Annotated in this window: 25 protein-coding genes; 14 read left to right on the forward strand and 11 right to left on the reverse strand. The window is 63.3% G+C overall.

Annotated elements, in window-relative coordinates:
• Positions 1-13: 13 nt before the first annotated feature.
• The 3 genes from AC5RUO_RS05375 to AC5RUO_RS05385 form a co-directional block, all read right to left on the reverse strand.
• Positions 14-226, reverse strand: coding sequence for a hypothetical protein (locus AC5RUO_RS05375; RefSeq protein WP_494102993.1), 213 nt, complete (start codon positions 224-226; stop codon positions 14-16).
• A 105-nt stretch (positions 227-331) separates the two neighbouring features.
• Positions 332-1,414, reverse strand: a complete 1,083-nt coding sequence (locus AC5RUO_RS05380) for an HNH endonuclease family protein (protein ID WP_494102994.1) — start codon at positions 1,412-1,414, stop codon at positions 332-334.
• Complete coding sequence (locus tag AC5RUO_RS05385) at positions 1,411-2,439, reverse strand: adenine-specific methyltransferase EcoRI family protein (RefSeq protein WP_494102995.1); 1,029 nt, start codon at positions 2,437-2,439, stop codon at positions 1,411-1,413. The genes AC5RUO_RS05380 and AC5RUO_RS05385 overlap by 4 nt, the downstream gene beginning before the upstream one ends.
• 322 nt (positions 2,440-2,761) lie before the next feature.
• On the opposite strand from AC5RUO_RS05385, the gene AC5RUO_RS05390 reads away from it, so the two are divergent.
• The 7 genes from AC5RUO_RS05390 (at position 2,762) to AC5RUO_RS05420 (ending at position 11,383) form a co-directional block, all read left to right on the forward strand.
• Positions 2,762-3,145 (forward strand): Panacea domain-containing protein, encoded by a 384-nt coding sequence (locus AC5RUO_RS05390; RefSeq protein ID WP_494102996.1) that lies wholly within the window; start codon positions 2,762-2,764, stop codon positions 3,143-3,145.
• 9 nt (positions 3,146-3,154) lie between these two features.
• Entirely contained in the window at positions 3,155-3,655 is a 501-nt protein-coding gene (locus AC5RUO_RS05395) for a hypothetical protein (protein WP_494102997.1), read from the forward strand.
• A gap of 287 nt (positions 3,656-3,942) precedes the next feature.
• A complete protein-coding gene (locus tag AC5RUO_RS05400; RefSeq protein WP_494008830.1) occupies positions 3,943-5,709 on the forward strand; it encodes an ABC transporter family substrate-binding protein in 1,767 nt (588 codons plus the stop codon).
• A gap of 285 nt (positions 5,710-5,994) precedes the next feature.
• Positions 5,995-7,680, forward strand: coding sequence for a peptide ABC transporter substrate-binding protein (locus tag AC5RUO_RS05405; RefSeq protein ID WP_494008829.1), 1,686 nt, complete (start codon positions 5,995-5,997; stop codon positions 7,678-7,680).
• A gap of 121 nt (positions 7,681-7,801) precedes the next feature.
• On the forward strand, positions 7,802-8,731 hold the full coding sequence (locus tag AC5RUO_RS05410; RefSeq protein ID WP_354175254.1) for an ABC transporter permease: 930 nt from the start codon (positions 7,802-7,804) through the stop codon (positions 8,729-8,731).
• Positions 8,721-9,665, forward strand: coding sequence for an ABC transporter permease (locus AC5RUO_RS05415; RefSeq protein ID WP_494008828.1), 945 nt, complete (start codon positions 8,721-8,723; stop codon positions 9,663-9,665). Before AC5RUO_RS05410 ends, AC5RUO_RS05415 begins: the two co-directional genes overlap by 11 nt.
• A gap of 11 nt (positions 9,666-9,676) precedes the next feature.
• Positions 9,677-11,383: a dipeptide ABC transporter ATP-binding protein gene (locus tag AC5RUO_RS05420; protein WP_494008827.1), complete on the forward strand. Its 1,707-nt coding sequence runs from the start codon at positions 9,677-9,679 to the stop codon at positions 11,381-11,383.
• A 42-nt stretch (positions 11,384-11,425) separates the two neighbouring features.
• Here AC5RUO_RS05420 and AC5RUO_RS05425 read toward each other — a convergent pair whose 3' ends face one another.
• A complete protein-coding gene (locus tag AC5RUO_RS05425; protein WP_494102998.1) occupies positions 11,426-12,397 on the reverse strand; it encodes an SGNH/GDSL hydrolase family protein in 972 nt (323 codons plus the stop codon).
• A 242-nt stretch (positions 12,398-12,639) separates the two neighbouring features.
• On the opposite strand from AC5RUO_RS05425, the gene typA reads away from it, so the two are divergent.
• Positions 12,640-14,568, forward strand: a complete 1,929-nt coding sequence (gene typA / locus AC5RUO_RS05430; protein WP_494102999.1) for a translational GTPase TypA — start codon at positions 12,640-12,642, stop codon at positions 14,566-14,568.
• Between the two features lie 179 nt (positions 14,569-14,747).
• Here typA and AC5RUO_RS05435 read toward each other — a convergent pair whose 3' ends face one another.
• Entirely contained in the window at positions 14,748-14,984 is a 237-nt protein-coding gene (locus AC5RUO_RS05435; protein ID WP_494008824.1) for a putative acetyltransferase, read from the reverse strand.
• A 137-nt stretch (positions 14,985-15,121) separates the two neighbouring features.
• On the opposite strand from AC5RUO_RS05435, the gene fdxA reads away from it, so the two are divergent.
• The 3 genes from fdxA (at position 15,122) to AC5RUO_RS05450 (ending at position 18,137) form a co-directional block, all read left to right on the forward strand.
• Positions 15,122-15,448 carry a ferredoxin gene (fdxA, locus tag AC5RUO_RS05440; RefSeq protein WP_009356972.1) on the forward strand — a complete coding sequence of 109 codons (327 nt, stop codon included), beginning with the start codon at positions 15,122-15,124 and terminating at the stop codon, positions 15,446-15,448.
• A 13-nt stretch (positions 15,449-15,461) separates the two neighbouring features.
• Positions 15,462-16,601 carry a succinyldiaminopimelate transaminase gene (gene dapC / locus AC5RUO_RS05445; RefSeq protein ID WP_494008823.1) on the forward strand — a complete coding sequence of 380 codons (1,140 nt, stop codon included), beginning with the start codon at positions 15,462-15,464 and terminating at the stop codon, positions 16,599-16,601.
• A gap of 249 nt (positions 16,602-16,850) precedes the next feature.
• Positions 16,851-18,137, forward strand: coding sequence for a citrate synthase (locus tag AC5RUO_RS05450; RefSeq protein WP_494008822.1), 1,287 nt, complete (start codon positions 16,851-16,853; stop codon positions 18,135-18,137).
• Between the two features lie 131 nt (positions 18,138-18,268).
• On the opposite strand, the gene galE is transcribed toward AC5RUO_RS05450, so the two are convergent.
• Positions 18,269-19,282, reverse strand: a complete 1,014-nt coding sequence (gene galE / locus AC5RUO_RS05455; protein WP_494008821.1) for a UDP-glucose 4-epimerase GalE — start codon at positions 19,280-19,282, stop codon at positions 18,269-18,271.
• 108 nt (positions 19,283-19,390) lie between these two features.
• Between galE and AC5RUO_RS05460 the strand changes: the two genes are divergently transcribed.
• Both AC5RUO_RS05460 and AC5RUO_RS05465 read left to right on the forward strand, forming a co-directional pair.
• Entirely contained in the window at positions 19,391-20,008 is a 618-nt protein-coding gene (locus AC5RUO_RS05460; RefSeq protein ID WP_494008820.1) for a TetR/AcrR family transcriptional regulator, read from the forward strand.
• Between the two features lie 94 nt (positions 20,009-20,102).
• Positions 20,103-20,714, forward strand: a complete 612-nt coding sequence (locus tag AC5RUO_RS05465; RefSeq protein ID WP_494008819.1) for a hypothetical protein — start codon at positions 20,103-20,105, stop codon at positions 20,712-20,714.
• Positions 20,715-20,751: 37 nt separating this feature from the next.
• On the opposite strand, the gene AC5RUO_RS05470 is transcribed toward AC5RUO_RS05465, so the two are convergent.
• Both AC5RUO_RS05470 and dapD read right to left on the reverse strand, forming a co-directional pair.
• Complete coding sequence (locus AC5RUO_RS05470; RefSeq protein ID WP_494008818.1) at positions 20,752-21,603, reverse strand: transglycosylase SLT domain-containing protein; 852 nt, start codon at positions 21,601-21,603, stop codon at positions 20,752-20,754.
• A gap of 7 nt (positions 21,604-21,610) precedes the next feature.
• Positions 21,611-22,639: a 2,3,4,5-tetrahydropyridine-2,6-dicarboxylate N-succinyltransferase gene (gene dapD, locus AC5RUO_RS05475; protein ID WP_494008817.1), complete on the reverse strand. Its 1,029-nt coding sequence runs from the start codon at positions 22,637-22,639 to the stop codon at positions 21,611-21,613.
• A gap of 51 nt (positions 22,640-22,690) precedes the next feature.
• Between dapD and dapE the strand changes: the two genes are divergently transcribed.
• Complete coding sequence (gene dapE, locus AC5RUO_RS05480; protein ID WP_494103000.1) at positions 22,691-23,878, forward strand: succinyl-diaminopimelate desuccinylase; 1,188 nt, start codon at positions 22,691-22,693, stop codon at positions 23,876-23,878.
• A gap of 64 nt (positions 23,879-23,942) precedes the next feature.
• Here dapE and AC5RUO_RS05485 read toward each other — a convergent pair whose 3' ends face one another.
• From AC5RUO_RS05485 to AC5RUO_RS05495, 3 genes are all read right to left on the reverse strand, one after another.
• Positions 23,943-24,782: an amino acid ABC transporter permease gene (locus AC5RUO_RS05485; protein ID WP_494008815.1), complete on the reverse strand. Its 840-nt coding sequence runs from the start codon at positions 24,780-24,782 to the stop codon at positions 23,943-23,945.
• Positions 24,779-25,429: an amino acid ABC transporter permease gene (locus AC5RUO_RS05490; RefSeq protein ID WP_494008814.1), complete on the reverse strand. Its 651-nt coding sequence runs from the start codon at positions 25,427-25,429 to the stop codon at positions 24,779-24,781. Before AC5RUO_RS05490 ends, AC5RUO_RS05485 begins: the two co-directional genes overlap by 4 nt.
• A gap of 86 nt (positions 25,430-25,515) precedes the next feature.
• Positions 25,516-26,403, reverse strand: coding sequence for a glutamate ABC transporter substrate-binding protein (locus AC5RUO_RS05495; RefSeq protein ID WP_494008813.1), 888 nt, complete (start codon positions 26,401-26,403; stop codon positions 25,516-25,518).
• Positions 26,404-26,407 lie beyond the last annotated feature (4 nt).

A 26,407-nucleotide genomic window follows, 5' to 3' on the forward strand; every position in this document is an offset into this window, starting at 1 on the left:
TAGCCGCTAGATTTTAGCCAGCGGCGATGTCAGCCTTACCTACCTGCACTGCGGCCCCACGCAGGAGCGCGTACGCCTCGGCAAGGTCGCGGACAGCGCGCACTCCGGGTGCCGTCTGGTTGAAATTCGGGATGCTCTCCAGCAAGTGCGTTTGTGCTGCCAGCAGTGCCTTGTCGTGCTTCTTTGCCTCTTCGTCGTCGATCTCGACGTAGGTGTAATCGGCCATAGATGGCCCCCTTCTCATCGTTGGCCGGGATGCCTGATGCAACCGGTCCAACATGACTGTACTAGCGAGGTCGGACATCGAAGCCGGGCAACTAAGAGTTCCCGACTAGATCCCGCCCTTGCGGCGGTTGTCGTCACGGCAGAGCATCTGACAGTTGGAAGCTTCCGTCTTTCCGCCATCATGCCAGGGCCTTATGTGGTCGGCTTCCATGTCCTCAAGAGCGAAGTGCTCCTTGCAGACGGGGCAGATACCCTCCTGTCGCTCGTAAGCTTCACGCTTCTGGTTGGGAGTGAAAGCCCGGATGTTAAGGTGCTTTTCCCGGCCATCCAGCACGTAGTAGTAGATGCCAGGCTTGCGGGTCACGTCCTCGTCCGCCATAAGGCGGCTTACCTCGGCCTCCAGCTTTATCGGATTCAGTGAAGCAGCCTTGAACTCGTTGTAGAGCGAGCCCCAGGCAACCGTCTTCATCTCCCTGCGGTACTTCGGGAAAGTCGCCTTCACCCATGCCATGACGCCTTGGAAGTAGAGCCACAGGTCAATTGCGTTGGGGTCGTGCTGGTGAGTGGCCATGTAGCCGTCAACATCACCGTCGTTGATCCACTCGATGACTGTTTCCAGGTAATCCTGGCGAATGGGAGAACCGCTCACGTAGTCGCTGCCAATGCCGTAAGCAGGGCAACCCGTCTTGCTAAAGTAACGCTTCGCGTCCGTGACCCAAGAGCCGTGGTAAACGGCGTTCCGCAGCTCCTGGTCGTAAAGTTTCTCGCCAGCGATGTTGATGGTCTTAAACCACTCCAGCTTCTCGCTGTCGGTCCCGGAGCACAGGTAGACCATCAACGTGTAGTTGAGGATTTGTTCCTGCTCGTCCTTCTGAAGGTTGTGGAAGTAGCGACCCTTGAAGGCGAAATCTCCATCGATGTATTGGGCGATCGAGATGGTCCGCTGCTGCCCGTCGATGACCTCGAAGCCACCGTCCCCTCGCACCGACCAGTACATGACGTTGAGTGGGAAGTTCTTTGTGAGGGTCTCGATTACTGCATTCCGCTGCTTGTCCTTGTAGATGAACTCGCGCTGGTAAGGCGGTCGGATGTCGAGCTTGCCGCCGTAGCCTACAACGCCCGCTTCCTCGTTGTCCACGTAGTCGTCGGTGAGGTCACGGACGCTAATCTCCTTGAGTTCGATCTTCATAGCCGCTTGTTCCTGATCACGATGCGGTCGTACATCCGGCGGTAGGTGCCGTCGCCATTCGGTAGGTAGAACCTTGGGCCACCCTGCGCGAACGAACCCTTTTCGGCGACGCTCGCCATAGGCACCCCAAGCTCGCGACTGTTGCCAAGAATCTCGAACTGGTCGGGGTTGTGCTTGTCGAGGAAGGTGATCGGGACACCCATAGCTCCTGCATAATCCATGGGGATGTCTGCCGTGCGGCCAACCTCGATGGCGTCGTAGTTTGCATAGGTGGGGTAGTCGTCGGGGTTGTAGGTCTTGAAGAGGATCAGGTCCTCGTGGCGCTTCGTTAAGTCCAGATTGGTGAACCACGTGGCATTGCCGAGACTGCGCCATTTTTGACCGTTCTCGTCCTCCCAGTAGCGGGTGGCGCGGGGAGCATAGTGGTCCGGGACGCGGAAGGCCATATCCCCGCTTCTCGTGCCAAGCCAGATCTTGTTGGCTTTGAACAGTTCGAAAACTTCTTTGTAGGTGATGGCGTTCTGATTGCCTACAAGGAGGAACTTCTTGTCGTGCTCCACGAGTTGCATCACGTACTCGCGGAAAAGCGAGAAGGGCGGGTTCGTGACCACGATGTCGGCCTGTTTTAGAAGCTCGATACTTTCGTTACTGCGGAAGTCGCCGTCTCCCTTGAGCGGTTTGATGCCGATTTCTTTTGGATCGGGAACCATATTGCCGTTCTTGTCCCCCTCATATTCGAGGTAGACGGCCTCCTCTGCGTCGTTCTGGCTGAACAGGTCTGCCTGCTGGCTTTTGTAGCAGGTGGCGATGAGTTTCTTCAGCCCCAGCTTTTCGAAGTTGTGGGAGAAATAGTGGAAGAAATTGCTTACGCGGGGGTCGTCGCAGTTGCAATAGACGATCTTGCCCTTGAAGTGCCGCTTGTAGTGCTTGAGTTCACGTTCGATGTCGGAGAGTTGCGTATAGAACTCATCTTGCTTCGATTCCTTCGCGTCCTGAAAGCTCCGATTCAGAATCTTCGTCGCCATCTGTTCTCCTCCTGCAATATGCGTACTCCCCGCTTCGGTACGCGCCCTCCTAATCTAGTGGGTTGTACCGGACCAGGTCGCGTACTTCCCCCCCGCCGACACGACCACGCACCCCTACGCACGACCCTGTTGCTCGCCCATGTAAACTTGACCGCAGAACAGCATGTGGAAAACAGCTGAATAAGGCTTGGAATTCTGTGGATAACCTGTGGAATGCCACCTTTGAATCAAGTACCAGCAGCAGGCCAATAGTGGGGAAGCGGTGACATCGATGGCGAGCGTACATGACGTTGCGGCTTACATCCTGAAGAAAAAGGGCCCCATGTCTGCGATGAAACTCCAGAAACTTGCCTACTACTCGCAGGCTTGGAGCCTCGTTTGGGATGAGAAAGCCCTATTCGAGGACGACATCCAGGCCTGGGCCAATGGTCCTGTTATCTATGCTCTCTACGATAAGCACCGTGGTCATTTTCAAGTGTCCAACTGGCGTTGGGGCAATTCGGACGGGCTCTGTGAGGACGAGAAGGAAACCGTTGATGCCGTTCTCGACGCTTACGGTCGATACACGGCTCATGAGCTGAGCGAAATGACTCATCGAGAAGACCCGTGGCGGGATGCCCGCCGGGAACTCCCGGACGGGGCTCGAAGCGCCGCTCACATCACACAAGCTTCCTTGCACGAGTACTACCACGGTCTCTCCAACTGATTCAGCGCCGTGGCGAAAGACAAACCACGCAAGAACGTTCCTGTTCCTAAAGGCGGATGGCAGGTTGCGGCGGGAAAGCATGCGACTCCTCAAGCCCTTCCCGATTTGCAGCAGAAGCGCGCTGTCGTTCTCGATGTCGACCACCACCAGGTACTCAACCGCAAGCTGGTCTGGCGCTTTAACCAGATAGACCGAGACGGCAACTGGTCGCCCGTCAACATCGATCCCGCCCACATCTCCAACCTTTTCGAGAAGATGGCAAGTTTCGAAACCATGACCATCGGGGAGATTTTCGCTCCCGGTAGCGAGCACGGTAAGTCGTATGAGGTAGCGAGCATGCCTGCTCATTCTCAGAAGCGGCTCCAGGAACTTGAGCGTGACGACGAAACCGAGATTGTCCGGCTGCGGTGTGGTGGCGCACCAAGGCTCTACGGCTTCCTCCGCGAGCACGTCTTCCACATCCTGTGGTGGGATCCTCTCCATGAGGTATGGCCATCGTCCAAGAACTGAGTTTCGTGAAGCCTGGACTCCGAGCGGGACCCTTCACGTAGTCCGCAAAAAGTCCGCAGCAGGTCCGCAAAGCTGCATCAACCAACAGCAGCCGACAACAGCGGAAGCCCTAGATTTCAACGTTATCCACTATCCTCAACACAGTGCAGGTATATAAGGCACGTTCCGCTTCAACGTCTGAGCCGGTCCGGCGTCTGCCTGCGCGGACACCTTATCCTGACTATGTAGGGCGTGATCCTGGCAGCTCCAGGTCCACTTCCCCCAGAGGGAAAACACAAGGAGGCGGCATGCCGGTCGGGCGTCTGATGCGTTATGTCACTTCAGCCCTTGCGGCTGTGGTGGTGCTTTCGGGCTGCTCGGGCGGCGGCGGAACCGCCCCTGTGATCGTGGGGGAGGCGAAGCGGGGCGGCATTGCCACGGTGGCCGAAGTCAACGCGTTCTCTTCCTTCAACCCGTACAGCGCCGACGGCAACACGGATATCAATTCCAAGATCGGCTACATCACCCACTCGGGGTTCTACTATCTGGACGACAAGGCCGCGGTGGTGCGCAATGACAAGTTCGGCCGGTTCGAGAAGGTGTCGGACGAGCCCCTCAAGGTGAAGTACACCGTAAACGAGGGCGTCAAATGGTCTGACGGCGAGGCCATCGATGCCGGTGACCTCCTCCTCAGCTGGGCGGCAGGTTCGGGCTATTTCGACGACGCCGACCCCATATCGGGCACCGGCACCAGGTACTTTTCCACTGCATCGGACACCAGCGGGCTGGCCGGCACGGTCTTTCCCGAACTGGGGGGAGACGGGCGGTCGATCACCCTCGAGTACGCCATCCCCTACGCTGACTGGGAAGTAGCCTTCGACGTCGGCCTCCCGGCTCACGTCGTTGCCGCCAAGAGCGGGCTGAACGATGAGGAAGACCTTGTTGAACTGATTCGCGACTCACCGCGGGGGGATCCCGAAAAGCCCGCGGTCAACACGGAACTGAAGGCGGTCAGCGATTTCTGGAACTCGGGCTTCGACACCAAGGCCCTTCCCGAAGATCCCGCCCTGTACCTTTCCAGCGGCCCGTACATCGTGGTCGACATCGTTCCCGAAGTCTCCATGAGGCTTGTCCGCAACCGGGATTACGTCTGGGGATCAGAACCGTGGCTGGATGAGATCAATGTCCGGTTCACCGGTGCCCTCCCGGCGGCGGTCGACGCCCTGCGGAACGGGCAGGTGGACATTATCTCGCCCCAGCCCTCAGCCGGAAACGAGGATGTGTTCGCAGGCCTGGCGGAGCAGGGCAATACCCTCGAACGGTACGACCAGTCCGGCTATGACCACCTGGACCTCAACTTCTCCGGCCCGTTTGCCAGGCGGGACGTCCGTGAGGCGTTCCTCAAGACCGTCCCGCGCCAGGCCATCGTCGAAGCCGTCGTGGGGAACCTGCAGCCGGACGCAAAGCCGCTCGACTCCCATGTCTTCCTGCCGGTGCAGCCCAAGTATGAGGACACCGCCAGGAACAACGGCTCCTCGGAATTCGCCGAAGTGGACATCGAAGCCGCTAAGGAGCTCCTGGACGGGGAAACACCCACGGTTCGGATCCTCTACAACCGGGACAACCCCAACCGTGCCCGGGCATTCGCCTTGATTCGGGACTCGGCGGCGCTTGCAGGATTCCGGGTGGAGGACGGCGGGCAAAGCAGCGCCGACTGGGCCCGGTCCTTGGGCGAAGACGGCCACGACGCCGTACTGCTGGGCTGGATCGGCAGCAGCGCCGGTGTGAGCCGCGTGCCACAGATCTTCCGGACGGGCGCAGGGAGTAACTTCAATGGCTTCTCGGACGCGGACGCGGACAAGGCCATGGAAGAGCTCGCACGGACCACTGACCTCGGCAAGCAGGACGAACTGCTCGCAGAGATCGACAAGCAGATCTGGGAGAACGCCTACGGGCTCCCGCTCTACCAAACCATCGGCACCACCGCCTTCGGCCCCCGAATTACCGGCGTGAAATCAAGCTCCGGCCCGCTGGGCGTCTGGTGGAATGTGTGGGACTGGCGCCTGGCCGGATAGTGGCGGCGAGTGGGATAGGCCTTCCCTCGCCGCCTAATTGTGAGCGCTCACGGAAGCGATTAGCCGGAAGGGCTACTCGCGAGTAGCATGTGACTTGCACAACTTCCGTTTACCGGGCACGCACTGGAGCACCTTGGTCACGGTTTGGCAACGGAGTACCAGCATTTGGACTTCGTGCGGTTCGGCTACTCGAATGTAAGTTACGTCACAGTAATAAGAGCTGTGCGTGCTTACGGGGAAGCACAAGATTTCCCTCGACATCTCCCACAACTCATAGGAGGCGGAATGCGTTTCACGCGCACTTCCAAAGGACTGGGCATCATGGCAATCGCCGCTCTTGCCCTGACCGGGTGCGGCGCTGGAGGCGGCACCACTGAAGGTGGCGGCGACTCAACCGGCGATCCCAACAAGGTGATCACCGCCTACAGCAACGAACCACAGAACCCGTTGCTGCCGGCAAACACCAACGAAGTGTATGGCGGCCGCGTGGTCGAGCTGCTCTTCGAGGGCCTGCGGACCTACGACGCCGAAGGCAAGCCGGTCAACGCCCTGGCGGAATCCATCGAATCCGATGACGCCCAGAACTGGACCATCAAGGTCAAGCAGGGCCAGAAGTTCACCAACGGCGAGGAAATTACGGCCAAGACCTTCGTGGACTCCTGGAACTACGCCGCAAACTCGAAGAACCTGCAGAACAACGGCTTCTTCTTCGAGTCCATCGAGGGCTACGAGGAAGTCTCCGCCGTCACCCAGGAAACCAGTGCGGACGGCAAGACCACCACCACCCCGGCCCCCACCGCCGAGACCATGTCCGGGCTGGTGGCAAAGGACGACTCCACCATCACGGTGAAGCTGGCCCAGCCTGAGGCTGACTGGTCGCTGCGCCTTGGCTACTCGGCATTCTTCCCGCTCCCCTCTGCCGCCCTTGCCGACCCGAAGACTTTTGGTGAAAATCCGGTGGGCAACGGTCCGTACAAGATGGAAAAGGAAGGCGCCTGGGTTCACGACCAGTCCATCTCGCTCGTAAAGAACCCTGACTACAGCGGTCCCCGCGCAGCCAAGAACGGCGGCGTCACCTTCAAGTTCTACACGGATCCGGGCCCGGCCTACACCGACCTGCAGTCCGACAACCTGGATGTCACCGACGTTCTTCCGTCCAACGCGCTGAAGACCTACGTCACCGACTTTCCGGACCGCAACGCCACCAAGCCCGTGGCCACCAACTCCACGCTGAACATCCCGCCGTACAACCCGAACTTCCAGGGTGAAGCCGGCAAGCTCCGCCGCCAGGCACTGTCCTACGCCATCAACCGGGAGGAAATTGCCAAGGTAATCTTCAACGGCACCCGCACCCCGGCCAAGGCTTTTGTTCCGCCGGTGATCGAAGGTTTTGAAGAAGGAATCAAGGGCAGTGAAGTGCTGAAGTTCGACGCCGCCAAGGCCAAGGACCTGTGGGCACAGGCCGAGAAGATCCAGCCGTACGACGATTCCAAGCCGCTCCAGATTGCCTCCAACACCGACGGCGGCAACAAGGAATGGATCGACGCTGTAGCCAACGGCTTCAAGAACAACCTGGGCATCCAGGCTGAAATCCAGCCCTTCGCGAAGTTCGCAGAGGTGCTGAACCTGCGCAAGTCCCAGCAGCTTCCCGGCCTGACCCGCGCCGGCTGGCAGGGCGACTACCCGTCGCTGTACAACTTCCTGGGACCCGTGTGGGCCACGAACGCCTCCTCCAACTACGAGAAGTACTCGAACCCCGAGTTCGACAAGCTGCTCAAGGACGGCCTCGCCGCCAAGACCACGGAAGAAGCAAACGCCAAGTTCAACGAGGCACAGGAGATCCTCTTTGAAGATCTTCCGGGCCTGCCGCTCTGGGACCAGGCACGGCCGATCGTATGGAGCAACAACGTTGTGAAGGCCGAGACCGGCTGGAACGGCGGTATCCGCTACTTCGATATCACGGCTAAGTAGTTCCAGAACTCACTTGCCGCCAGGCAGATGGGGGTCCGGTCACGGCCGGGCCCCCATTGGCTTGCACGGCAGGAAGGCACCCATGAACCTGTTACTTCCCTTCCGGAAGGCTGGTGATCCCGTGGTCCGCTTTATCCTGCGCCGACTGCTCCAGGTGATCCCCGTCTTCCTCGGCACCACACTTCTCGTCTACTACATGGTGTTCGCACTGCCCGGCGACCCCATCGCGGCGCTCTTCGGCGACCGCCAGCCACCGCAGGCAGTCATTGATACGCTGCGCAGCCAGTACCACCTGGACGAACCCTTCTGGGTCCAGTACGGCCTCTTCCTGAAAAACCTCTTCACCTTTAACCTGGGCAACGACTTCACCGGCCAGCCCATTGCGGCAAGCCTCGCCAGGGTCTTTCCTGTCACGGCGATGCTCGCCATCGAGGCCCTTGCGATCCAGGCGATCTTCGGCGTCGCCTTTGGTGTTTTCGCAGGCCTCCGCCGCGGCGGCTGGTTCGATTCCACCGTCCTGGTGGCGTCCCTGGTTGTCATAGCAGTTCCCACCTTCGTGCTGGGCTTCGTCTTCCAGCTCGTTTTCGGTGTCCAGCTGGGCTGGGCCAAACCGACAGTCGGGGCGAATGCGGACTGGGGCAGCCTGCTGCTGCCCGCCGTCGTCCTGGGCCTCGTGTCCTTTGCCTACGTCCTCCGCCTGACCCGCGCCTCCGTCAGTGAAAACATGAACGCGGATTATGTCCGGACCGCGACGGCCAAGGGCCTTTCCCGGCCGCGGGTGGTCATGGCCCATATCCTGCGCAACTCGCTGATCCCTGTCGTCACCTACCTCGGCGCCAACCTGGGCGGCCTAATGGGCGGCGCCATCGTCACTGAAGGCATCTTCAACGTTCCGGGCGTCGGCAACAAGCTCTACCAGGCGGTCCTGCGCAGTGAAGGACCCACCATCGTCTCCATTGTCAGCGTGCTGGTGCTGGTGTTCGTGGTGGCCAACCTGCTCGTCGACCTCCTGTACGCCTGGCTTGACCCGAGGATCCGCTATGACCAGTAACAACAGCCACTTCGTGGCTCCCATCGATGAAACGCCGCTTTTGGCAACGGACGCCGTCAAGACTGACCAGGCGCCGCTCAGCCTGTGGGCGGATGCATGGCGCAAGCTCCGCCGTCGTCCGCTCTTCATCATCTCGGCGCTGCTCATCCTGGCACTGACCGTGGTGGCCCTTTTCCCCGGTCTCTTCACTTCAGTGCCGCCCAACGAGGGTTGTGAACTGGCCAACTCGGAGGGCGGGCCCACCGCCGGGCACCCGTTCGGCTTCACCTTCCAGGGCTGCGACGTCTATTCACGGGTCATCCACGGAACGCAGGCGTCCCTGTCCGTTGGCATCCTTTCAGTGCTGTGCGTGCTGGTCATCGGCGTCACCCTCGGTGCGCTTGCCGGGTACTACGGCGGCTGGCTGGATTCGGTCCTTGCCCGCCTGGGTGACATTTTCTTCGCGCTGCCGCTGATTCTGGGCGCGCTGGTGATCACACAGCTGCCCTTCTTCCGCGAGAACAAGAGCGTCTGGACGGTGGTGTTCGTCATCTCCCTCCTGGCGTGGCCGCAGATGGCCCGCATCACCCGCGGCGCCGTCATCGAAGTGCGCAACGCGGACTTCGTCACCGCCGCCCAGGCGCTGGGGGTCTCCAGGTTCGGAGCGCTGGTGCGGCACGTGCTGCCCAACGCGCTGGCCCCGATCATCGTGCTGGCAACGCTTGAACTGGGTGTCTTCATCGTGGCCGAGGCAACCCTGTCCTTCCTGGGCATCGGCCTGCCGCAGAGCATCATGTCCTGGGGTAATGACATTGCAGGGGCGCAGGCCTCTATCCGGACCAGTCCGGAGATCATGCTGTATCCGGCAGCGGCCTTGTCCATCACGGTGCTCAGCTTCATCATGCTCGGTGACGCCGTCCGTGACGCCCTCGATCCCAAGAGCCGCCAGCGATGAGAGATAAAGAGATGACTACTCCAGATGTCCGCATCGAAGAGGCCGCCACCACCGGCACCAAACCGTTGCTGGAAATCCGCGACCTCGCCATCACGTTCAAGACCAGCGGCGGCGACGTCCAGGCTGTCCGCGACGCGCACCTGACCATCATGCCGGGCGAGACGGTGGCGATCGTGGGGGAGTCCGGCTCCGGCAAGTCGACCACTGCACTGGCCGCCATCGGGCTGTTGCCCAACAACGGCCGGGTCTCCGGCGGCCAGGTCCTGCTCGACGGTGAGGACATTGCCCACGCCAGCGAGCAGCGCATGATCGAACTTCGCGGCAACACCATCGGCATGGTTCCGCAGGACCCCATGTCCAACCTGAACCCCGTGTGGAAGATCGGCTACCAGGTCCGCGAAACGCTCCGTGCCAACGGACGGCCCAGCGGACCGGAGGACATCGCCAAGGTGCTGTCCGAGGCCGGCCTGCCGGACGCCAAGCGGCGTGCGAACCAGTACCCGCACGAGTTCTCCGGCGGCATGCGGCAGCGCGCCCTGATTGCCATCGGTCTGTCGTGCCAGCCGCGCCTGCTGATCGCCGACGAGCCGACGTCCGCCCTGGACGTCACGGTGCAGCGCCAGATCCTGGACCACCTTGAAACCATGACCACCGAACTGGGCACGTCGGTGCTGCTCATCACCCACGACCTGGGTCTGGCGGCAGAACGGGCGGACAAGGTGGTGGTGATGTACCAGGGCCGCGTAGTGGAGGCAGGTCCGTCGCTGGAACTGCTCCGCAACCCGCGGCATCCCTATACCAAGAGACTGGTGGAGTCCGCTCCATCGTTGGCGAGCCGCCGCATCCAGGCGGCGAAGGAACAGGGCGTGGAGGCAGCGGACCTGCTGGCTCCTCCTGCAGAGCCGGCGGCAGCGGACAACGTCCTGCAGATCCAGGACCTGCGCAAGGTCTATAAACTCCGTCAGGGGCTGGGCAAGTCCACGGACTTCGCGGCCGTGGATGGGGTCAGCTTCGACGTCCAGCGTGGAACCACGACGGCGATCGTGGGGGAGTCCGGATCCGGCAAGTCCACGGTGGCCAAAATGGTGCTGCAGCTGGAAAAGCCCACGGATGGGCGGATCCTGTTCGACGGCGTGGACACCTCGAAGCTCAAGGCGGCAGAGCTGTTCAAGTTCCGGCGCCGGGTTCAGCCGATCTTCCAGGACCCCTACGGCTCCCTGGATCCGATGTACAACATCTTCCGTACCATCGAGGAGCCGCTGCGGGTCCACAAGATCGGCACAAGTGCGAGCCGGGAGAAGAAGGTCCGGGAGTTGCTGGACCAGGTGGCGCTGCCACAGTCAGCCATGCAGCGGTATCCGAACGAACTCTCGGGCGGGCAGCGGCAGCGTGTCGCCATTGCCCGCGCCCTGGCGCTGGACCCTGACGTCATCATCTGTGACGAAGCGGTGTCCGCCCTGGACGTGCTGGTCCAGGCGCAGGTCCTGAACCTGCTCGCGGACCTCCAGTCGAACCTCGGGCTGACCTATCTCTTTATCACCCACGACCTCGCCGTGGTCCGCCAGATCGCGGACCATGTGTGCGTCATGGAAAAGGGACGCCTGGTGGAGACCGGTTCCACCGACGAGGTCTTCGAATCGCCGCGGGAGGACTACACCAAGGCCCTCCTCAATGCCATCCCGGGCGCGAAGTTGATGCTGCCGCCTGAAGTGGCGTAGCGGTTGGATTGACTGGGCTGATGCCGCCGTTTCCAGGCGGCATCAGCCCATCGTTTCTTGGTCGCCCGAACGGGCGGACATGGTGCCCTTGGTTGCCGCAAGGTCCCGGATTTCCAGTTCCCTCAGCCGCTGCGCCAGGAGGACTCCAAGGGCGTTGTGTCCCTCGACGTTCATGTGCACTGCATCTGCCAGGCGACTGGTCAACTTGTACCTGCTCACCCAGTCGCCCACACTGACAAATGTGAGGCCGTGCTGGGCAGCAATGGTTCCCAGCAGCGCATCGACCTGGGTACGCCGCCCGCCGCCGTTGCCCGCTCCGCGCCCCAGCGTCCCTATTACGACGATTTGCGTGGCCGGATACCTGGACTTCAAGGCGTGAAGAAGCCTGTTGGCGTTGCCGGTAATCTGGGCGTCCGTTGCCCCGCTCCCGGCATCGTTCCCGCCGCCTTGGACAACCACCAGGGCCGGCGTGCCCACCGGGAGCAGCCAGTCACCACGCTCGAGGGCGTCGATATAGTTGCCGACGCCGCCATTTGCCTTGACGTAACCCGTCCCGCCTAATCCGGCAAAGTGGACCTGGTAGCCCAACGCCGCGAGTGCCTGCCTTGGCCATCCGTGCGCCGGCGCCGACTGGGAGTCGCCTATGAGCACAGCAGTCCTGCTGATGTTCGGCACAACCACCTCGTTGCGGCCACTGATGGGATTCCGGTAGATGGAGCCGGGCAGCGGGATCGACATTCCTTCGACGAACTTGGGCAAGTCCAGATGCGGCCGGTATGGAGCGGCGGCCGGCTGGCCGGGAACCGGCACGGCCCTAAGCAGTCGGGGCGGCGTGCCCTCGGGCATTGCACCGGTTTGCACTGCAACCCGCACACCGCCGGGGATTGCGGGGACGGGCATCGACGGCTGTCCCGGTGCAACGAGGACAATCGTGGCGGCCAGTCCGAGGACCACAGCGCGCCCCAGCGCCCGGCGCAGGACGGACCTGGCTCTCCCGGGACTCTCGTTGCTCATCAACAGTAATCATGCGGCATGTATGCGGGTTAATCCAATAACTTTTGATGCCGCGGCCGGTAAGGCATCCGGTACCTGTTTGGATACTGTTCCGGTTGGCCAGCTTCCCCTTTTAGGCCAATAAATGCTGGTGCCGGTAAGATAGGGGAAGGCGCCCTGTGCAAAGGGCCTGATCCGTCGTGCGTTCCGGTTAGGAATTGGCGCGATACAACAGCTGACTCCACTGAATCGAGCCATTACGCATGTCTGAAACCACCACCAACACCGCGGTAGCCACTGCATCGCGCAGTGACCTGCGCAACGTCGCGATTGTGGCCCACGTTGACCACGGCAAGACCACCTTGGTCGACGCCATGCTCAAGCAGACCAACTCCTTTGCCGAGCACAACCACCTTGAAGACCGCGTGATGGACTCCGGTGACCTGGAGCGCGAAAAGGGCATCACCATCCTGGCCAAGAACACCACCGTGGCCTACAACGGTCCGTCCTCCAACGGCGAGACCATCACCATCAACGTCATCGACACCCCGGGCCACGCCGACTTCGGCGGCGAAGTAGAGCGTGGGCTGTCCATGGTCGACGGCGTTGTGCTGCTCGTGGACTCCTCCGAGGGCCCGCTGCCGCAGACCCGCTTCGTGCTCCGCAAGGCCCTTGCCGCGCACCTGCCGGTCATCCTCCTGGTCAACAAGACCGACCGCCCCGACGCCCGCATCGACGAAGTGGTCCACGAATCCATGGACCTGCTCCTGGGCCTGGCATCGGATCTCGCCGATGAAGTTCCTGACCTGGACCTGGACAAGGTCCTTGAAGTTCCCGTGGTCTATGCCGCAGCCAAGGTGGGACGCGCCTCCCTGGAACAGCCGGCCAACGGCTCCGCCCCGGACAACGAAAACCTCGAGCCGCTGTTCAAGGCGATCATCGACCACATCCCCGCGCCGACGTACAACCCCGAAGGCGTCCTGCAGGCGCACGTCACCAACCTGGACGCCTCCCCGTTCCTGGGCCGCCTCGCCCTGCTTCGCATCTACAACGGCACCCTCCGCAAGGGCCAGCAGGTTGCCTGGGCCCGCCAGAACGGCGAGCTGAAGACCGTTAAGATCACCGAGCTCCTGGCCACCAAGGCGCTTGAGCGCGTCCCGGCTGAATCCGCAGGTCCCGGTGAGATCGTCGCCGTCGCAGGCATCGAGGACATCACCATCGGTGAAACCCTCACCGACGTCGAGAACCCTCAGCCGCTGCCGCTGATCACCGTGGATGATCCCGCGATCTCCATGACCATCGGTATCAACACCTCCCCGCTGGCCGGCAAGGTCAAGGGTGCCAAGGTCACCGCCCGCCAGGTGAAGGACCGCCTGGACAAGGAACTGATCGGTAACGTCTCCATCAAGGTGCTCCCCACCGAGCGCCCCGACGCGTGGGAAGTCCAGGGCCGTGGCGAGCTCGCCCTCGCCATCCTGGTTGAGCAGATGCGCCGCGAAGGCTTTGAGCTGACCGTCGGCAAGCCGCAGGTTGTCACCAAGACCATCGACGGCAAGATCCACGAGCCGATGGAGCACATGACCATCGACGTGCCCGAAGAGTACCTCGGCGCAGTCACCCAGCTCATGGCAGCACGCAAGGGCCGCATGACCAACATGGCCAACCACGGCACCGGCTGGTGCCGCATGGAGTTCATTGTTCCGGCCCGTGGCCTTATCGGCTTCCGCACCAAGTTCCTCACGGACACCCGCGGTGCCGGCATCGCGGCGTCCATCTCCGAGGGCTACGAGCCGTGGGCCGGCCCCATCGAGTACCGTACCAACGGCTCCATGGTTGCTGACCGCGCCGGTGTGGTCACCCCGTTCGCCATGATCAACCTGCAGGAGCGCGGCTCGTTCTTCGTCAAGCCCACCTCCGAGGTGTACGAGGGCATGATCGTGGGCGAGAACTCCCGCGCCGACGACATGGACGTCAACATCACCAAGGAAAAGAAGCTCACCAACATGCGTGCCGCTTCCTCCGACACCTTCGAGAACCTGACGCCGCCGCGTGACCTGACCCTCGAAGAGTCGCTGGAATTCGCCCGCGAGGACGAGTGCGTTGAGGTAACCCCGGAGGCCATCCGCATCCGCAAGGTCATCCTGGACACCAACGAGCGCGCCAAGGCCAACCGCGCCCGCGCCAAGGCCTAAGGAGTTTTTGTCCAGATACGGCGACTTCCAGGCGGTTTAGTCCGCCATATCTGGACAAAAACTCTGTTGGGACTGCCGGGACGGCAGGCGGTACTACGGTATTACCGCCGCACGTCCCGGCTTTTCCGTTTAATCGGGTCACCCCGCCATCCCAGTACGACGGCGGGGTGAGGGATGCCTTAGGCGCGTGGCCTGCGGCGTTCGGGCGCCGGTGGCACCTGCTTGGCAGCCACCACAAGGTCAAGGGGAATCACGACGTCGGCCTGCCGGGTACGGACGGTGCAGGCGGCGGCGTCGCAGGAGACCAGATGGCCCAGGGCGTCCGTCAGGCCGTCCTCGACCCGGTAGCGGACCACCACCCGTGTTCCCGGTTCGGTTGCGGCAAGGAACCCTGCAGGGGTAGGCGGCTGACTCACCAGTTCATACTAGGGGTCCCGGCTAGGTTCGCGGGAACGGGCTGAGGGATAATAGGCTCAGATGTCAAGAGTCCGGCCGCAGCTGCCGGATGCAAGAACCGGCGGGTTGCCGGAACCAACGTGGAGAGGCCAGGGACGTGACGTACGTAATCGCGCAGCCGTGTGTAGATGTCAAAGACAAGGCATGTATTGAAGAATGCCCCGTCGACTGCATCTATGAGGGTGAGCGTTCGCTGTACATCCATCCGGACGAATGCGTGGACTGCGGCGCCTGCGAACCCGTATGCCCGGTTGAGGCGATTTACTACGAGGACGACACTCCGGACGAGTGGGCCGACTACTACAAGGCCAACGTGGAGTTTTTCGACGACCTCGGTTCCCCGGGCGGTGCCGCCAAGATCGGCAACACCGGCAAGGACCACCCGATGATCGCCGCCCTGCCACCGCAGAACCAAGACCACTGACGCCCGCGGGAAGGTGACTGCAGCAGTGAATTCGTTCGGCCTCGACCTGCCCGATTACCCGTGGGAGGCCATGGCGCCGTACCTCGCGAAGGCCTCGGAGCACCCTGGCGGAGTGGTGAACCTGTCCATCGGGACGCCGGTGGACCCCACTCCGGCACTTATCCAGGATGCGTTGAAGGCTGCTGCTGACGCACCGGGATACCCCACCGTCCACGGCACGCCCGCGCTGCGGGAAGCCATCGCGGACTGGTTCGAGCGCCGCCGCGGCGTGGCCGGGTTGGACCCCCGCAACATCATGCCGACGGTCGGTTCCAAGGAACTCGTCGCGTGGCTGCCGCTGCTGCTTGGCCTGAAGCCGGGGGACGTCGTCGTGCGCCCCAAGGTGGCCTACCCGACGTACGATATCGGTGCAACGCTGGCAGGGGCGTCCTCTGTGGCATCGGACAACCTGGACGAGCTCGACGACGCAACCCGCTCGCGGGTACGCCTGATCTGGGTCAATTCCCCCGGTAACCCCACCGGCAGTGTTCGCGACGCCGACTCGCTGAAGGCGCTCGTGGCGCAGGCGCGCGAACTGGGCGCCGTGGTGGCGTCGGACGAATGCTACGCCGAACTCGGCTGGGGAACCTGGGACGTCCAGCACGGCGGCCAGCCGGTGCCCAGCATCCTGGACCCGCGCGTGGCAGGAGGCTCGCACCAGGGCCTCCTCGCCGTCTACTCGCTCAGCAAACAGTCCAACCTCGCAGGCTACCGCGCCGCCTTTGTGGCCGGCGATCCAGACCTGATGCCCAACCTCGTCAACAGCCGAAAGCACGCTGGCATGATCGTTCCCTATCCCGTGCAGGAAGCCATGCGGGTGGCGCTTGGCGACGACGCCCACGTCGAGGCCCAGAAAGACCTTTACCGCGGGCGCCGCGAACGGCTGGTGCCCGCACTCCTGGACTTCGGCCTGGAGATCAAGGATTCCGACGCCGGGCTGTACCTCTGGTCCACGGCGGGGGAAAACACGTGGGACACCGTGGCAAGGCTGGCTGAGCGCGGCATTGTGGTGGGGCCCGGGGTCTTCTACGGCGATGCCGGTAACGGCTATGTCCGGGTTGCACTAACCGGAACCGATGCACGGATCGACGCTGCGGTGGACCGCCTCCGCTAGGCGGGAGCGCATCCAATCCCCGTAACAATCATGTGACTCGCGCCACATCGCGGGCATTTTAGGGGAAATCGGGCTGTCTCGGATTAGTGACACCCGCCAAGGGGCGGTACTTTTTAACTGATCAATGGTGGCTTTCTACAAGAAGGCAGCCCGGGTGTTGGAACCTGTGTCCTCAGGGTCAGTGCGCGGCTCACCTGATATTGGATCAAGCTTTCGACAGAGGCCCAGAAGCCTCATGAAGGGGACTCCATGACTGAGACCAACAACGCTGCGACCCTGCTGCACGCAGGTGGCGAGCTCAAGCTCCCGCGCATCCCGGTTATTGAAGGAAACGAAGGATACGACGTTTCCAAGCTGCTGAAGCAGACGGGTGCAGTCACCTTTGACCCCGGCTTCATGAACACCGCGGCAACCACCTCGGCCATCACCTACATCGATGGCGATGCGGGCATCCTGCGCTACCGCGGATACCCCATCGAGCAGTTGGCGGAGCACTCCAGCTTCCTCGAGGTGTCCTACCTTCTGATCTACGGCAACCTGCCCACCCCCACGGAGCTGGAAGAGTTCGACCAGAAGATCCGCCGCCACACCCTGCTGCACGAGGAATTGAAGGGCTTCTTCGGCGGATTCCCGCGCGACGCCCACCCGATGCCCGTCCTGTCCTCCGCCGTGTCCGCGCTGTCCACGTTCTATCAGGACTCGCTGGACCCGTTCAACGCCGAGCAGGTGGAAGTATCCACCATCCGGCTCATGGCCAAGCTGCCGGTCATCGCCGCCTACGCGCACAAGAAGTCCATCGGCCAGCCCATGCTGTACCCGGACAACTCCCACAACCTGGTGGAGAACTTCCTGCGCCTGAGCTTTGGCCTGCCGGCCGAGCAGTACGAAGTTGATCCAATTGTGGCCAAGGCCCTGGACCTGCTCCTGATCCTGCATGCGGACCACGAGCAGAACTGCTCCACCTCCACCGTTCGCCTGGTGGGCTCGTCCAACGCCAACCTTTTCGCCTCCGTCTCCGCAGGCATCAACGCCCTCTTCGGTCCGGCCCACGGCGGTGCCAACGAAGCCGTGCTGAAGATGCTCCGCCAGATCCAGGCCGAGGGCCTCAAGCCCGAGGACTACATGGAGAAGGTCAAGAACAAGGAAGACGGCGTCCGCCTCATGGGCTTCGGGCACCGCGTCTACAAGAACTACGATCCGCGCGCCAAGATCGTCAAGGCCACCGCGCACGAGATCCTCAGCAAGCTCGGCGGCAACGACGAACTGCTCGACATCGCCCTTCGCCTGGAAGAGAAGGCGCTCAACGATGATTACTTCATCCAGCGCAAGCTCTACCCGAACGTGGACTTCTACACCGGCCTGATCTACAAGGCCATGGGCTTCCCGGAGAAGATGTTCACCGTTCTGTTCGCCATCGGACGCCTGCCCGGCTGGATCGCCCAGTGGCGGGAAATGATCAGCGATCCCAACACCAAGATCGGCCGTCCGCGCCAGCTCTACATCGGCGAACCGGCCCGGGACTACCCGGCACGCTAGTCCCCACCGGCTCCCAAACCTCGCAAGCTCGGTTCGGGTCCCTCGCCGGTGTGGGCCCATTAAGACGGCGGCCGCCCACCTCTCCAGGTGGGCGGCCGTTTCGTTGTGCTGCGGTAAGTGGGGCTGCGAAATCAGGACATGTAGCCGTTGGGGTTGTTCTTTTGCCAGCGCCAGTGGTCTTCGCACATTTCGTCGACCGTTTTGGTGGTGGACCAGCTGAGGTCGGCCAGTGCCGAGGTGGCGTCTGCCCAGAAGGCGGGCAGGTCCCCGGCGCGGCGGGCGGTGATTTCGTAGGGGATGGGCTTGCCGACTGCCTTCTCGAAGGAGCGCAGGACTTCCAGGACGGAGGAGCCCTTGCCGGAGCCCAGGTTCCAGCGGAAGACGCCGGTGCGGTCTGCGACGTGGTTCAGGGCTGCGACGTGGCCTTGGGCGAGGTCCACCACGTGGATGTAGTCGCGCAGGCAGGTGCCGTCCGGGGTGTCGTAGTCGCCGCCGAAGACCATCAGCTTCTCGCGCCGGCCGACGGCGACCTGGGCGATGAACGGGACGAGGTTGTTGGGGATGCCCTGCGGGTCTTCGCCGATCCGGCCGGAGGGATGGGCGCCGACGGGGTTGAAGTAGCGCAGCAGTGCTATGTGCCAGCGCGGGTCCGCGGCGCCGAGGTCGGAGAGGATGTCTTCGACCTGTTCTTTGGTGCGGCCGTAGGGGTTGTTGGCGCCGATTTCCATTTTCTCGACGTAGGGGATGGGGTTGTGTTCGCCGTAGACGGTCGCGGAGGAGCTGAACACGAAGGAGCGGACGTCGTGCCGGTCCATGACCCGGATCAGGTTCAGGGTGCCCACCAGGTTGTTGTAGTAGTACTTCAGCGGTTCCTGGACTGATTCCCCCACGGCTTTGAGGCCGGCGAAGTGGATGACGGCGTCGATGCCGCTGCCGGCGAAGACACGTTCCACGGCGGCTTCGTCCACCAGGTCAACGTGGTGGAATTCGGCGGCCTTGCCGCTGAGTTCGGCCACCCGGCGCAGGGACTCTTCGCTGGAGTTGACCAGGTTGTCGATGACCACCACGTCATGGCCGGCTTCCTGCAGGGAAAGAACAGTGTGGGAACCGATGTAACCGGTGCCCCCGGTAACCAGAATCTTCATGCCTCCACGCTATCCCACGGGACATGCTGCCGCCGTCGCGTTCCGGATGCCGGGCAGGCGAGGTCACGCCGGCCCATCTTGGAAGCACAACTGAGCTATATAAGAGGGATGCCTAAACTCGTGGACGCCCATGCCCGCCGCCAGGATGTTGTGGAAGCGGTCCTCCGGATCATCGCAGTGGACGGGCTGGAACGGGCATCGCTTCGAGAAGTTGCGGACGAGGCCGGCCTGGCCGTCGGCTCGGTGCGGCACTACTTCGCCAACAGTGACGAACTGCTCGCCTACTCCTTCGGCACAGTGGTGGACCGCATCGTGGGGCGGCTGCGAAACGGCGTGGCGCACCTCGCGGCTGCGGCCCATGGCAGCACCGGGCAGCGTGCGGCGGTACTGGCCCTGCTGGGCGGCGCCCTGCCCCTGGACGAGGCGCGGGCACTCGACGCCTGTGCCTGGCTGGCCTTCCGCAACGCCGCCAGGATCAGGCCTTTCCTCGCCCCGGTTGCGGACCGGAGCCACCGGGAAGTGGCCGCAATCATTGGCCAAGTGGTGGCCACTCTGGTGCCGGAGGGGGAAGCGGAGGACAGCCTGGTGCTGGAAGCCGAGCGCCTGCTGGCCACCCTTGACGGGCTGTGCCTGCACGCCCTGCTCCACCCCGGGTGGATGACCGCGCAGATAGTCGGCGGCGTTTTGGAGCGGCACCTTGACGGGTTGGAAGCCCAGGGGCGTTAACGTGGGCAGGGAGCGGGAATAGACTGATAGCCGGGAGAGGGCGCAGAACCGGATCACCAGACCCGGCAGAGGCGCGTCAGGGAAGGGATTTGGGATGCATCAGGCAACGGGTACAGGCTGGCGGATCACCACGGACACGTCCGGGCCCATGATGATCGCACTGTACGTCCGCGATACCGCTGGACTGAACGGCGCCGGCCACCCGGCACTGTCGCATGCCTCGCCCAAGATCCGTCCCGCCGACCATACACACCTGACGGCTGACGTGGGCGGCATCAGTGCCCTCAAGACGGAGTGGGAGGCGTGGTGGGAGCAGCTCCTCAAGGCCTACCCCCAGACTTCGCCCGAACTCACGCCGCCCGACTTCGCCGCGTTTGGCAACTCACCGGCACTCCAGCGCGTCCTGCAGGCACATTTTGGCGCAGCCCTCACCTGGGCCCGTGAACGGCGGAGCGAATACGCGGAGCTGGAGGCGGAACGGGTTGCCAGCGGAACCAACCAGCTGCTGGAGGACATGGTGGACGACCGGCTCCTGGAGGTGGGCCGGGATTCACGAGACTTCACGCTGAGCATCATTGAGCTGCCGCTCAACGAGGACCGCGCGTGGTACCTGGAACCGGACAAGATCATCATGAGCCGCAAGCTCATGAGCCAGCCGGAGCTCTTCCGGAGTTACGTGCAGCCCGTGGTCGAAATTCTCGTTTAGCCGGGGTGGCTGAACTTCAGCCGGAGCGGCTGGAGCTTCACGCGTCCTGCGCCGCCACGGTGATCCGAACCTCGCCCTCGGGGGCCGCAGATTCCTGCCAGCCGTTGCGTTCCGCGCGGTCCCAGCTGCGTCCTGCCACTTCCACCTGGGTTACCTCCAGGCCCTTGGCGTTTGCCACCGCCCAGTGCGCCACGGACCAGGCCTGGCTGCCGGTGGCTTCCACCACCACGGTTTGCCCCTCAACCGTGCTGCCCAGGAAACCATAGGCACGGTCCAGTTCGGCGGAGACAGCTGTGGCGTCACCGGCTGATTCGGTGGAACGCAGCGTGCAGTGCACAGCCTGCGGTGTCTGGCCGGACAGGCCCGAGGCGAAAAACCTGCCCATGTCCTCGTGCTGGGCGTAGGCGGTGGGGTACGCGGAACGCTGGACCTGCTGCGCGGCGTCGGTGATTTCCATGGTTTCGTAGCCCGGAATCCGGACCAGCGCGTCATAGAAGGCGTTGACGGCGTAGTAGGGGTCCATGACCTGTTCCTCAGTGCCCCAGCCCTGCGACGGCCGCTGCTGGAACAGCCCCCGTGAATCCGGACCGGCCTGGTCGCCGTGGCCGATGTTCCGCAGCTTGGACTCCTGCATGGCCGTGGCCAGGGCAATGCTTGCCGCCCGCGGCGGCAGCCCGCGCTGGACCGCGACGGCGGTGATCAGCGAGGCATAGACAGCCTGGTCGGGAGCCAGCTCAGCCCTCCGCTCGCCGACCACGGCAGTGCAGCGCTCCGAGACGAGGGTCTCGGAGCGCTGCACGAAGAACACAGCCGAGTAGATGCCGCCGGCCACCAGGGCGAGGACCAGCAGGAGTACCGCAAGGCGGTGCAGGCCGCGTCTGCGTGCCACCGGGAAGTCAGTTGGCGTGGAGTGCGTCGTTCAGTTCCACCGTCTGGCCCTTGCGGGGAAGGACCTCCACGGCTCCGGTGGTGGAGTTGCGGCGGAACAGCAGGTTTGGGACCCCGGAGAGTTCCGCGGCCTTCACGATCTTGGTGGTGTCCTCACCCACCTCGTCCTTGGGACCCGGTACCCGGACGCGGGTTCCTGCCGTCACGTACAGTCCGGCCTCCACCACGGAGTCGTCACCAATGCTGATTCCGACGCCGGAGTTGGCGCCCAGCAGCACCCGCTCGCCAATGGTGATCTTTTCCTTGCCGCCGCCTGAGAGCGTGCCCATGATGGAGGCGCCGCCGCCCACGTCGCTGCCGTCACCGGTGACAACGCCTGCGGAAATGCGGCCCTCCACCATGGAGGTGCCCAGTGTTCCGGCGTTGAAGTTCACGAAGCCCTCGTGCATGACCGTGGTGCCGGCGGCGAGGTGGGCGCCGAGGCGGACCCGGTCGGCGTCGGCGATGCGGACACCGGCGGGGACCACGTAGTCCACCATGCGCGGGAATTTGTCGATGCCGTAGACCGTGACGGGGCCGCGGCGGCGGAGCCGGGCGCGGGTCAGTTCGAAGCCTTCCACTGCGGCGGGGCCAAAGTTGGTCCAGACGACGTTGGGCAGCTTGCCGAAGATGCCGTCCAGGTTGATGGTGTTGGGCCGGACGAGGCGGTGCGAGAGCAGGTGGAGCCGGAGGTAGGCGTCGGCTGTGTCGGCAGGAGCCTCGTCGAGGTTGACCTGGACGAAGACCACTTTCTGCTCTGTGCCGCGGTCCTCGTCGGTGCCGTTTTCCGCGATCTGCGTCAGGGCCTCGTCGGCGTTCTCCACTGAACGCAGGTTTTCGGCGGCAACGCCGAGGGCCGGTGCGGGGAACCAGACGTCCAGCACCGTTGCCTCGCCGTTGGCGGTGGCGATGGTGGCCACGCCGAAGCCATAGGCGGAGCGTTCGTCGGTGGGGGAGTTCAGGGTTTCGGGCACGGCGGAAGAAGCGGTCTCAGTCATGTGCTCCAGTCTATCGAGGGCCGGGCTCCGGGTTCGAACTAGACTTGCTTCGTGACTGCCGAAACCGCTCCGGACCCCGCTTCCACCCTCTCCGCCAAGGAATCGAGCCGGCAAGTTGTGCCACCCCGGCTGGATCTGCGGCAGGACGTCGCGCTGCTGACCGCGGCCATCATGGACATAGACAGCGTCTCCGGGAACGAGAAAGAACTCGCGGACGCTGTCGAAGCGGCCCTCCTGCAGATCCCCCAGCTCACCGTTGTCCGTGACGGTGATGCCATCATCGCCCGCACCGAGCTGGGGCATTCCGAGCGGGTCATCCTGGCCGGGCACCTGGACACCGTCCCGCTGCCGCTTGCCGAGGGCGCGAAAGGCACGGTGCCTTCCACCTGGGAGTCCGGCATCGCGGGGGTGGGGGTCCTGTACGGCCGCGGTGCCACCGACATGAAGGGCGGCGTTGCGGTGCAGCTTGCACTGGCAGCAACCATGTTCGACGGCGGCGCTCAGCCTGGGCGGGACGTCACCTTCGTCTTCTACGACAACGAGGAAGTGGAAGCGGTGAAGAGCGGCCTGGGCCGCCTGGTCCGCAATCACGGACTGTTGTTGCACGGCGACTTTGCCATCCTGCTGGAACCCACGGACGGCACCGTGGAAGGCGGCTGCAACGGTACCAGCCGCTTCGAAGCAACAACCGTGGGGGAGGCGGCACACTCGGCCCGGGCGTGGATGGGCAGCAACGCCATCCATGCCGCGGCGCCCATCCTCGCCCGGCTGGCAGCCTACGAGCCGCAGACCATTACGGTTGACGGCCTTGATTACCGCGAAAGCCTCAACGCCGTGAGGATCAACGGGGGAACCGCCGGCAACGTCATCCCGGACCGCTGCGTGGTGGAGATCAACTACCGGTTTGCCCCGGACAAGACGCCCGACCAGGCGGAAGCGGTGGTGCGCGGCCTGCTGGAGGGCTTCAACGTCGTCCGTACCGACGCCGCGGCAGGCGCCCGGCCGGGACTCCAGCATCCGGCCGCGGCCTCCTTCATTGCCGCCGTGGGAGGCGAACCCAAACCCAAATACGGCTGGACCGACGTCGCACGCTTCAGTGAGCTGGGCATTCCGGCAGTGAACTTCGGCCCGGGGGATGCGCTGCTGGCGCACAAGGACAATGAGCACGTCCATGCCGACGCCATCCGCAAGTGCCTCGCGGCCTTGCAGGATTGGCTGGCGGGGCCAAGCGCGCGATAGAAGCCTTCCGGGTTAAACGGGAATGGCCCGGACCTGCTGGTCCGGGCCATTTCGTTTGGAACCGTTAGGGAATTGGGGCTTCGGCCTTTTCAGGTTCAGCCTTGGCGACACCTCCGGCTGCCTTCTTGGAGCCGCGGCGCTCGATCCAGACGGCAAGCCTGGACACGAGGATGTTGATGGCGATATAGATTGCCGCGGCAACAAAGAAGATGGGGAACAGGAACTGCGTGCCCAGGAAGTCCGCCATCACCTGCACGGCGCGCAGCAGCTCGCCGTATGCCACGATGTAGCCGAGCGAGGTGTCCTTCAGGAGCACCACCATCTGTGCCACCAGGGATGGCATCATCCGGCGGATGGCCTGCGGAAGCTCGATGAGCATGCGCGACTTGAAGCTGGTCAGGCCGATGGCCAAGCCCGCTTCGCGCTGCCCGCGGGGCAGAGACTGAATGCCTGCGCGGATAATTTCGGCAAACACCGCCGCGTTATATAGGACAAGGCCCGTCACGACGGCGATGAACGGGGAGGTGCCGAAGCCCAGGAGGACGAACAGCATCATCAGGACCACGGGCATGCCGCGGAGGAACTCCAGCACCACCCGCACCGGGACCCGGATAAAGGCCGAGTCTGATATGCGCAGCAGGCAGAGCACCAGTCCCAGGGGGAAGGCGATAACCGCTGCGAGGGCGGCAGCGCTGAGGGTCGCGCCGAGGCCATTGGCCAGGAGCGTCCAGACGTCCGCCCGGGTGAAAATCTGCCAGCGGCGGCCTTCAAAAATGCCCTGCTCGGCAAGGGTCATGATGATCCACGCCAGCAGGCCCAGGATCAGGAGGGAACCGGCTATGGAGCCGATCAGGGAGATCCGCCGGGCTTTCGGTCCGGGGACGTCGTAAAGGACTGAACTCATCGGGCAATCGCCACCTTTCGTTCCACCGTGCTGGCCAGGATGCCCAGCGGAACGGTGAGGAGCAGATAGAAGAATGCGGTGCCCAGCAGCACGGCGATCACGGCGTCGCCGTTGGCGTTGGCCAGCTGGCGGCCGTAGCCGAACAGTTCAAGGACAAAGAACGCACCCGCTACGGAGGAGTTCTTCACCAGGGCAATCAGGATATTGATGAGCGGCGGGATCACTGTCCTCAGTGCCTGGGGGAGGATGATGAGGTTCAGGACCTGCCCAAACTTCATGCCGATACTGCGGGCGGCTTCGGCCTGGCCGACCGGGACGCTGTTGACACCTGAGCGGACAGCTTCGGCGATGAACGCAGCGGTGTAGGTGCTGAGGGCAATGATGGCCGCGACTTCGAACTGTTCGAAGGTCACGCCAAGCCGCGGAAGGACGACGGCGGCAAAAAAGAACGCGATGGTGAGCGGCGTGTTCCGGAGAACCTCCACGTAAACGGTGCTGAAACCACGCAGCGCTGCTACCGGCGAAACCCTGGCGGCCGCAAGAAGGGTACCGAGTACCAAAGCGATGATCCCGGATACTGCTGAAAGGAAGAGGGTGCGGAGAAAGCCTTCCCAGTACAGGGGCAGGTTTTCAAGAATGACGTCCATAGGATCCTTCGGCTGTGGGCGTGGACGGGAGGGAAGGCGGAAAGTTGCCGGGGCCGGCGAACCGGCCCCGGCAACGCTTGTTTGCCTTAGTAGCGGTCAAGCGTGGGCAGATCGGGCGCGGTCTTGATGACTGAACCTGCAGTGGCCTCCCAGGCCTTCTCGTAGGACCCGTTCTCTTCGAATTTCTCCAGCTGGTCATTGATCCAGTTACGGAACTCCGTGTCGCCCTTCTTCAGGCCGATGCCGTAGGGCTCCTTGGTGAAGGTTTCGTCCGAGGCGAGCTTGAAGGCGTCCGGTTCCTTGTCCACGAAGCCGGCGAGGATCACGTTGTCGGTGGTGACGGCTTCAACCTGCTTGTTGCGCAGCGGCTCCAGGCACGCGGAGTAGGTGGCGGCGGGGACCAGCTCCGCACCGTACTGATCCACGATGGTGGCAGCGGGGGTGGAACCCGTCACGGAGCAAACCTTCTTGCCCTTGACGTCCTCGGGGGTCTTGATGGTGTCGTTGTCCTTGTTGACCATCAGGGCCTGGCCGGCTTCGTAGTAGGGGCCGGCGAAGTCAACAACCTGCTTGCGCTTGTCGTTGATGGTGTAGGTGGCGATGACCAGATCGACCCTGCCTTGCTCGATGAAGGGTTCGCGGTTGGCGGAGACGGTCTCGGACCATTCAATCTTGTCCGCGGCAATGCCCAGCTCTGCTGCAATTAGCTTTCCAATTTCGACGTCGAAGCCCACCGGTTTGCCGTCAAGGCCCACCTGGCCGAAGAGCGGCTGGTCGAACTTGGTGCCGATCTTGATGGTTCCGGCGGAAGAAAGCTTCTCCATGGTGGTGCCGGGGGCGAAGGTGGGCGTTTCGGCCACGGTCGGATCGCTGGTGGTTCCGGCGTCGCCGCCGCCACAGGCGCTCAGGGACAGGGCGACGGCAGCGGTAGCCGCCACGAAGAATGACTTCCGCCGGGTCATAAATGCCTTCATGACA

It is taken from the genome of Arthrobacter sp. Y3221087, assembly GCF_059089905.1.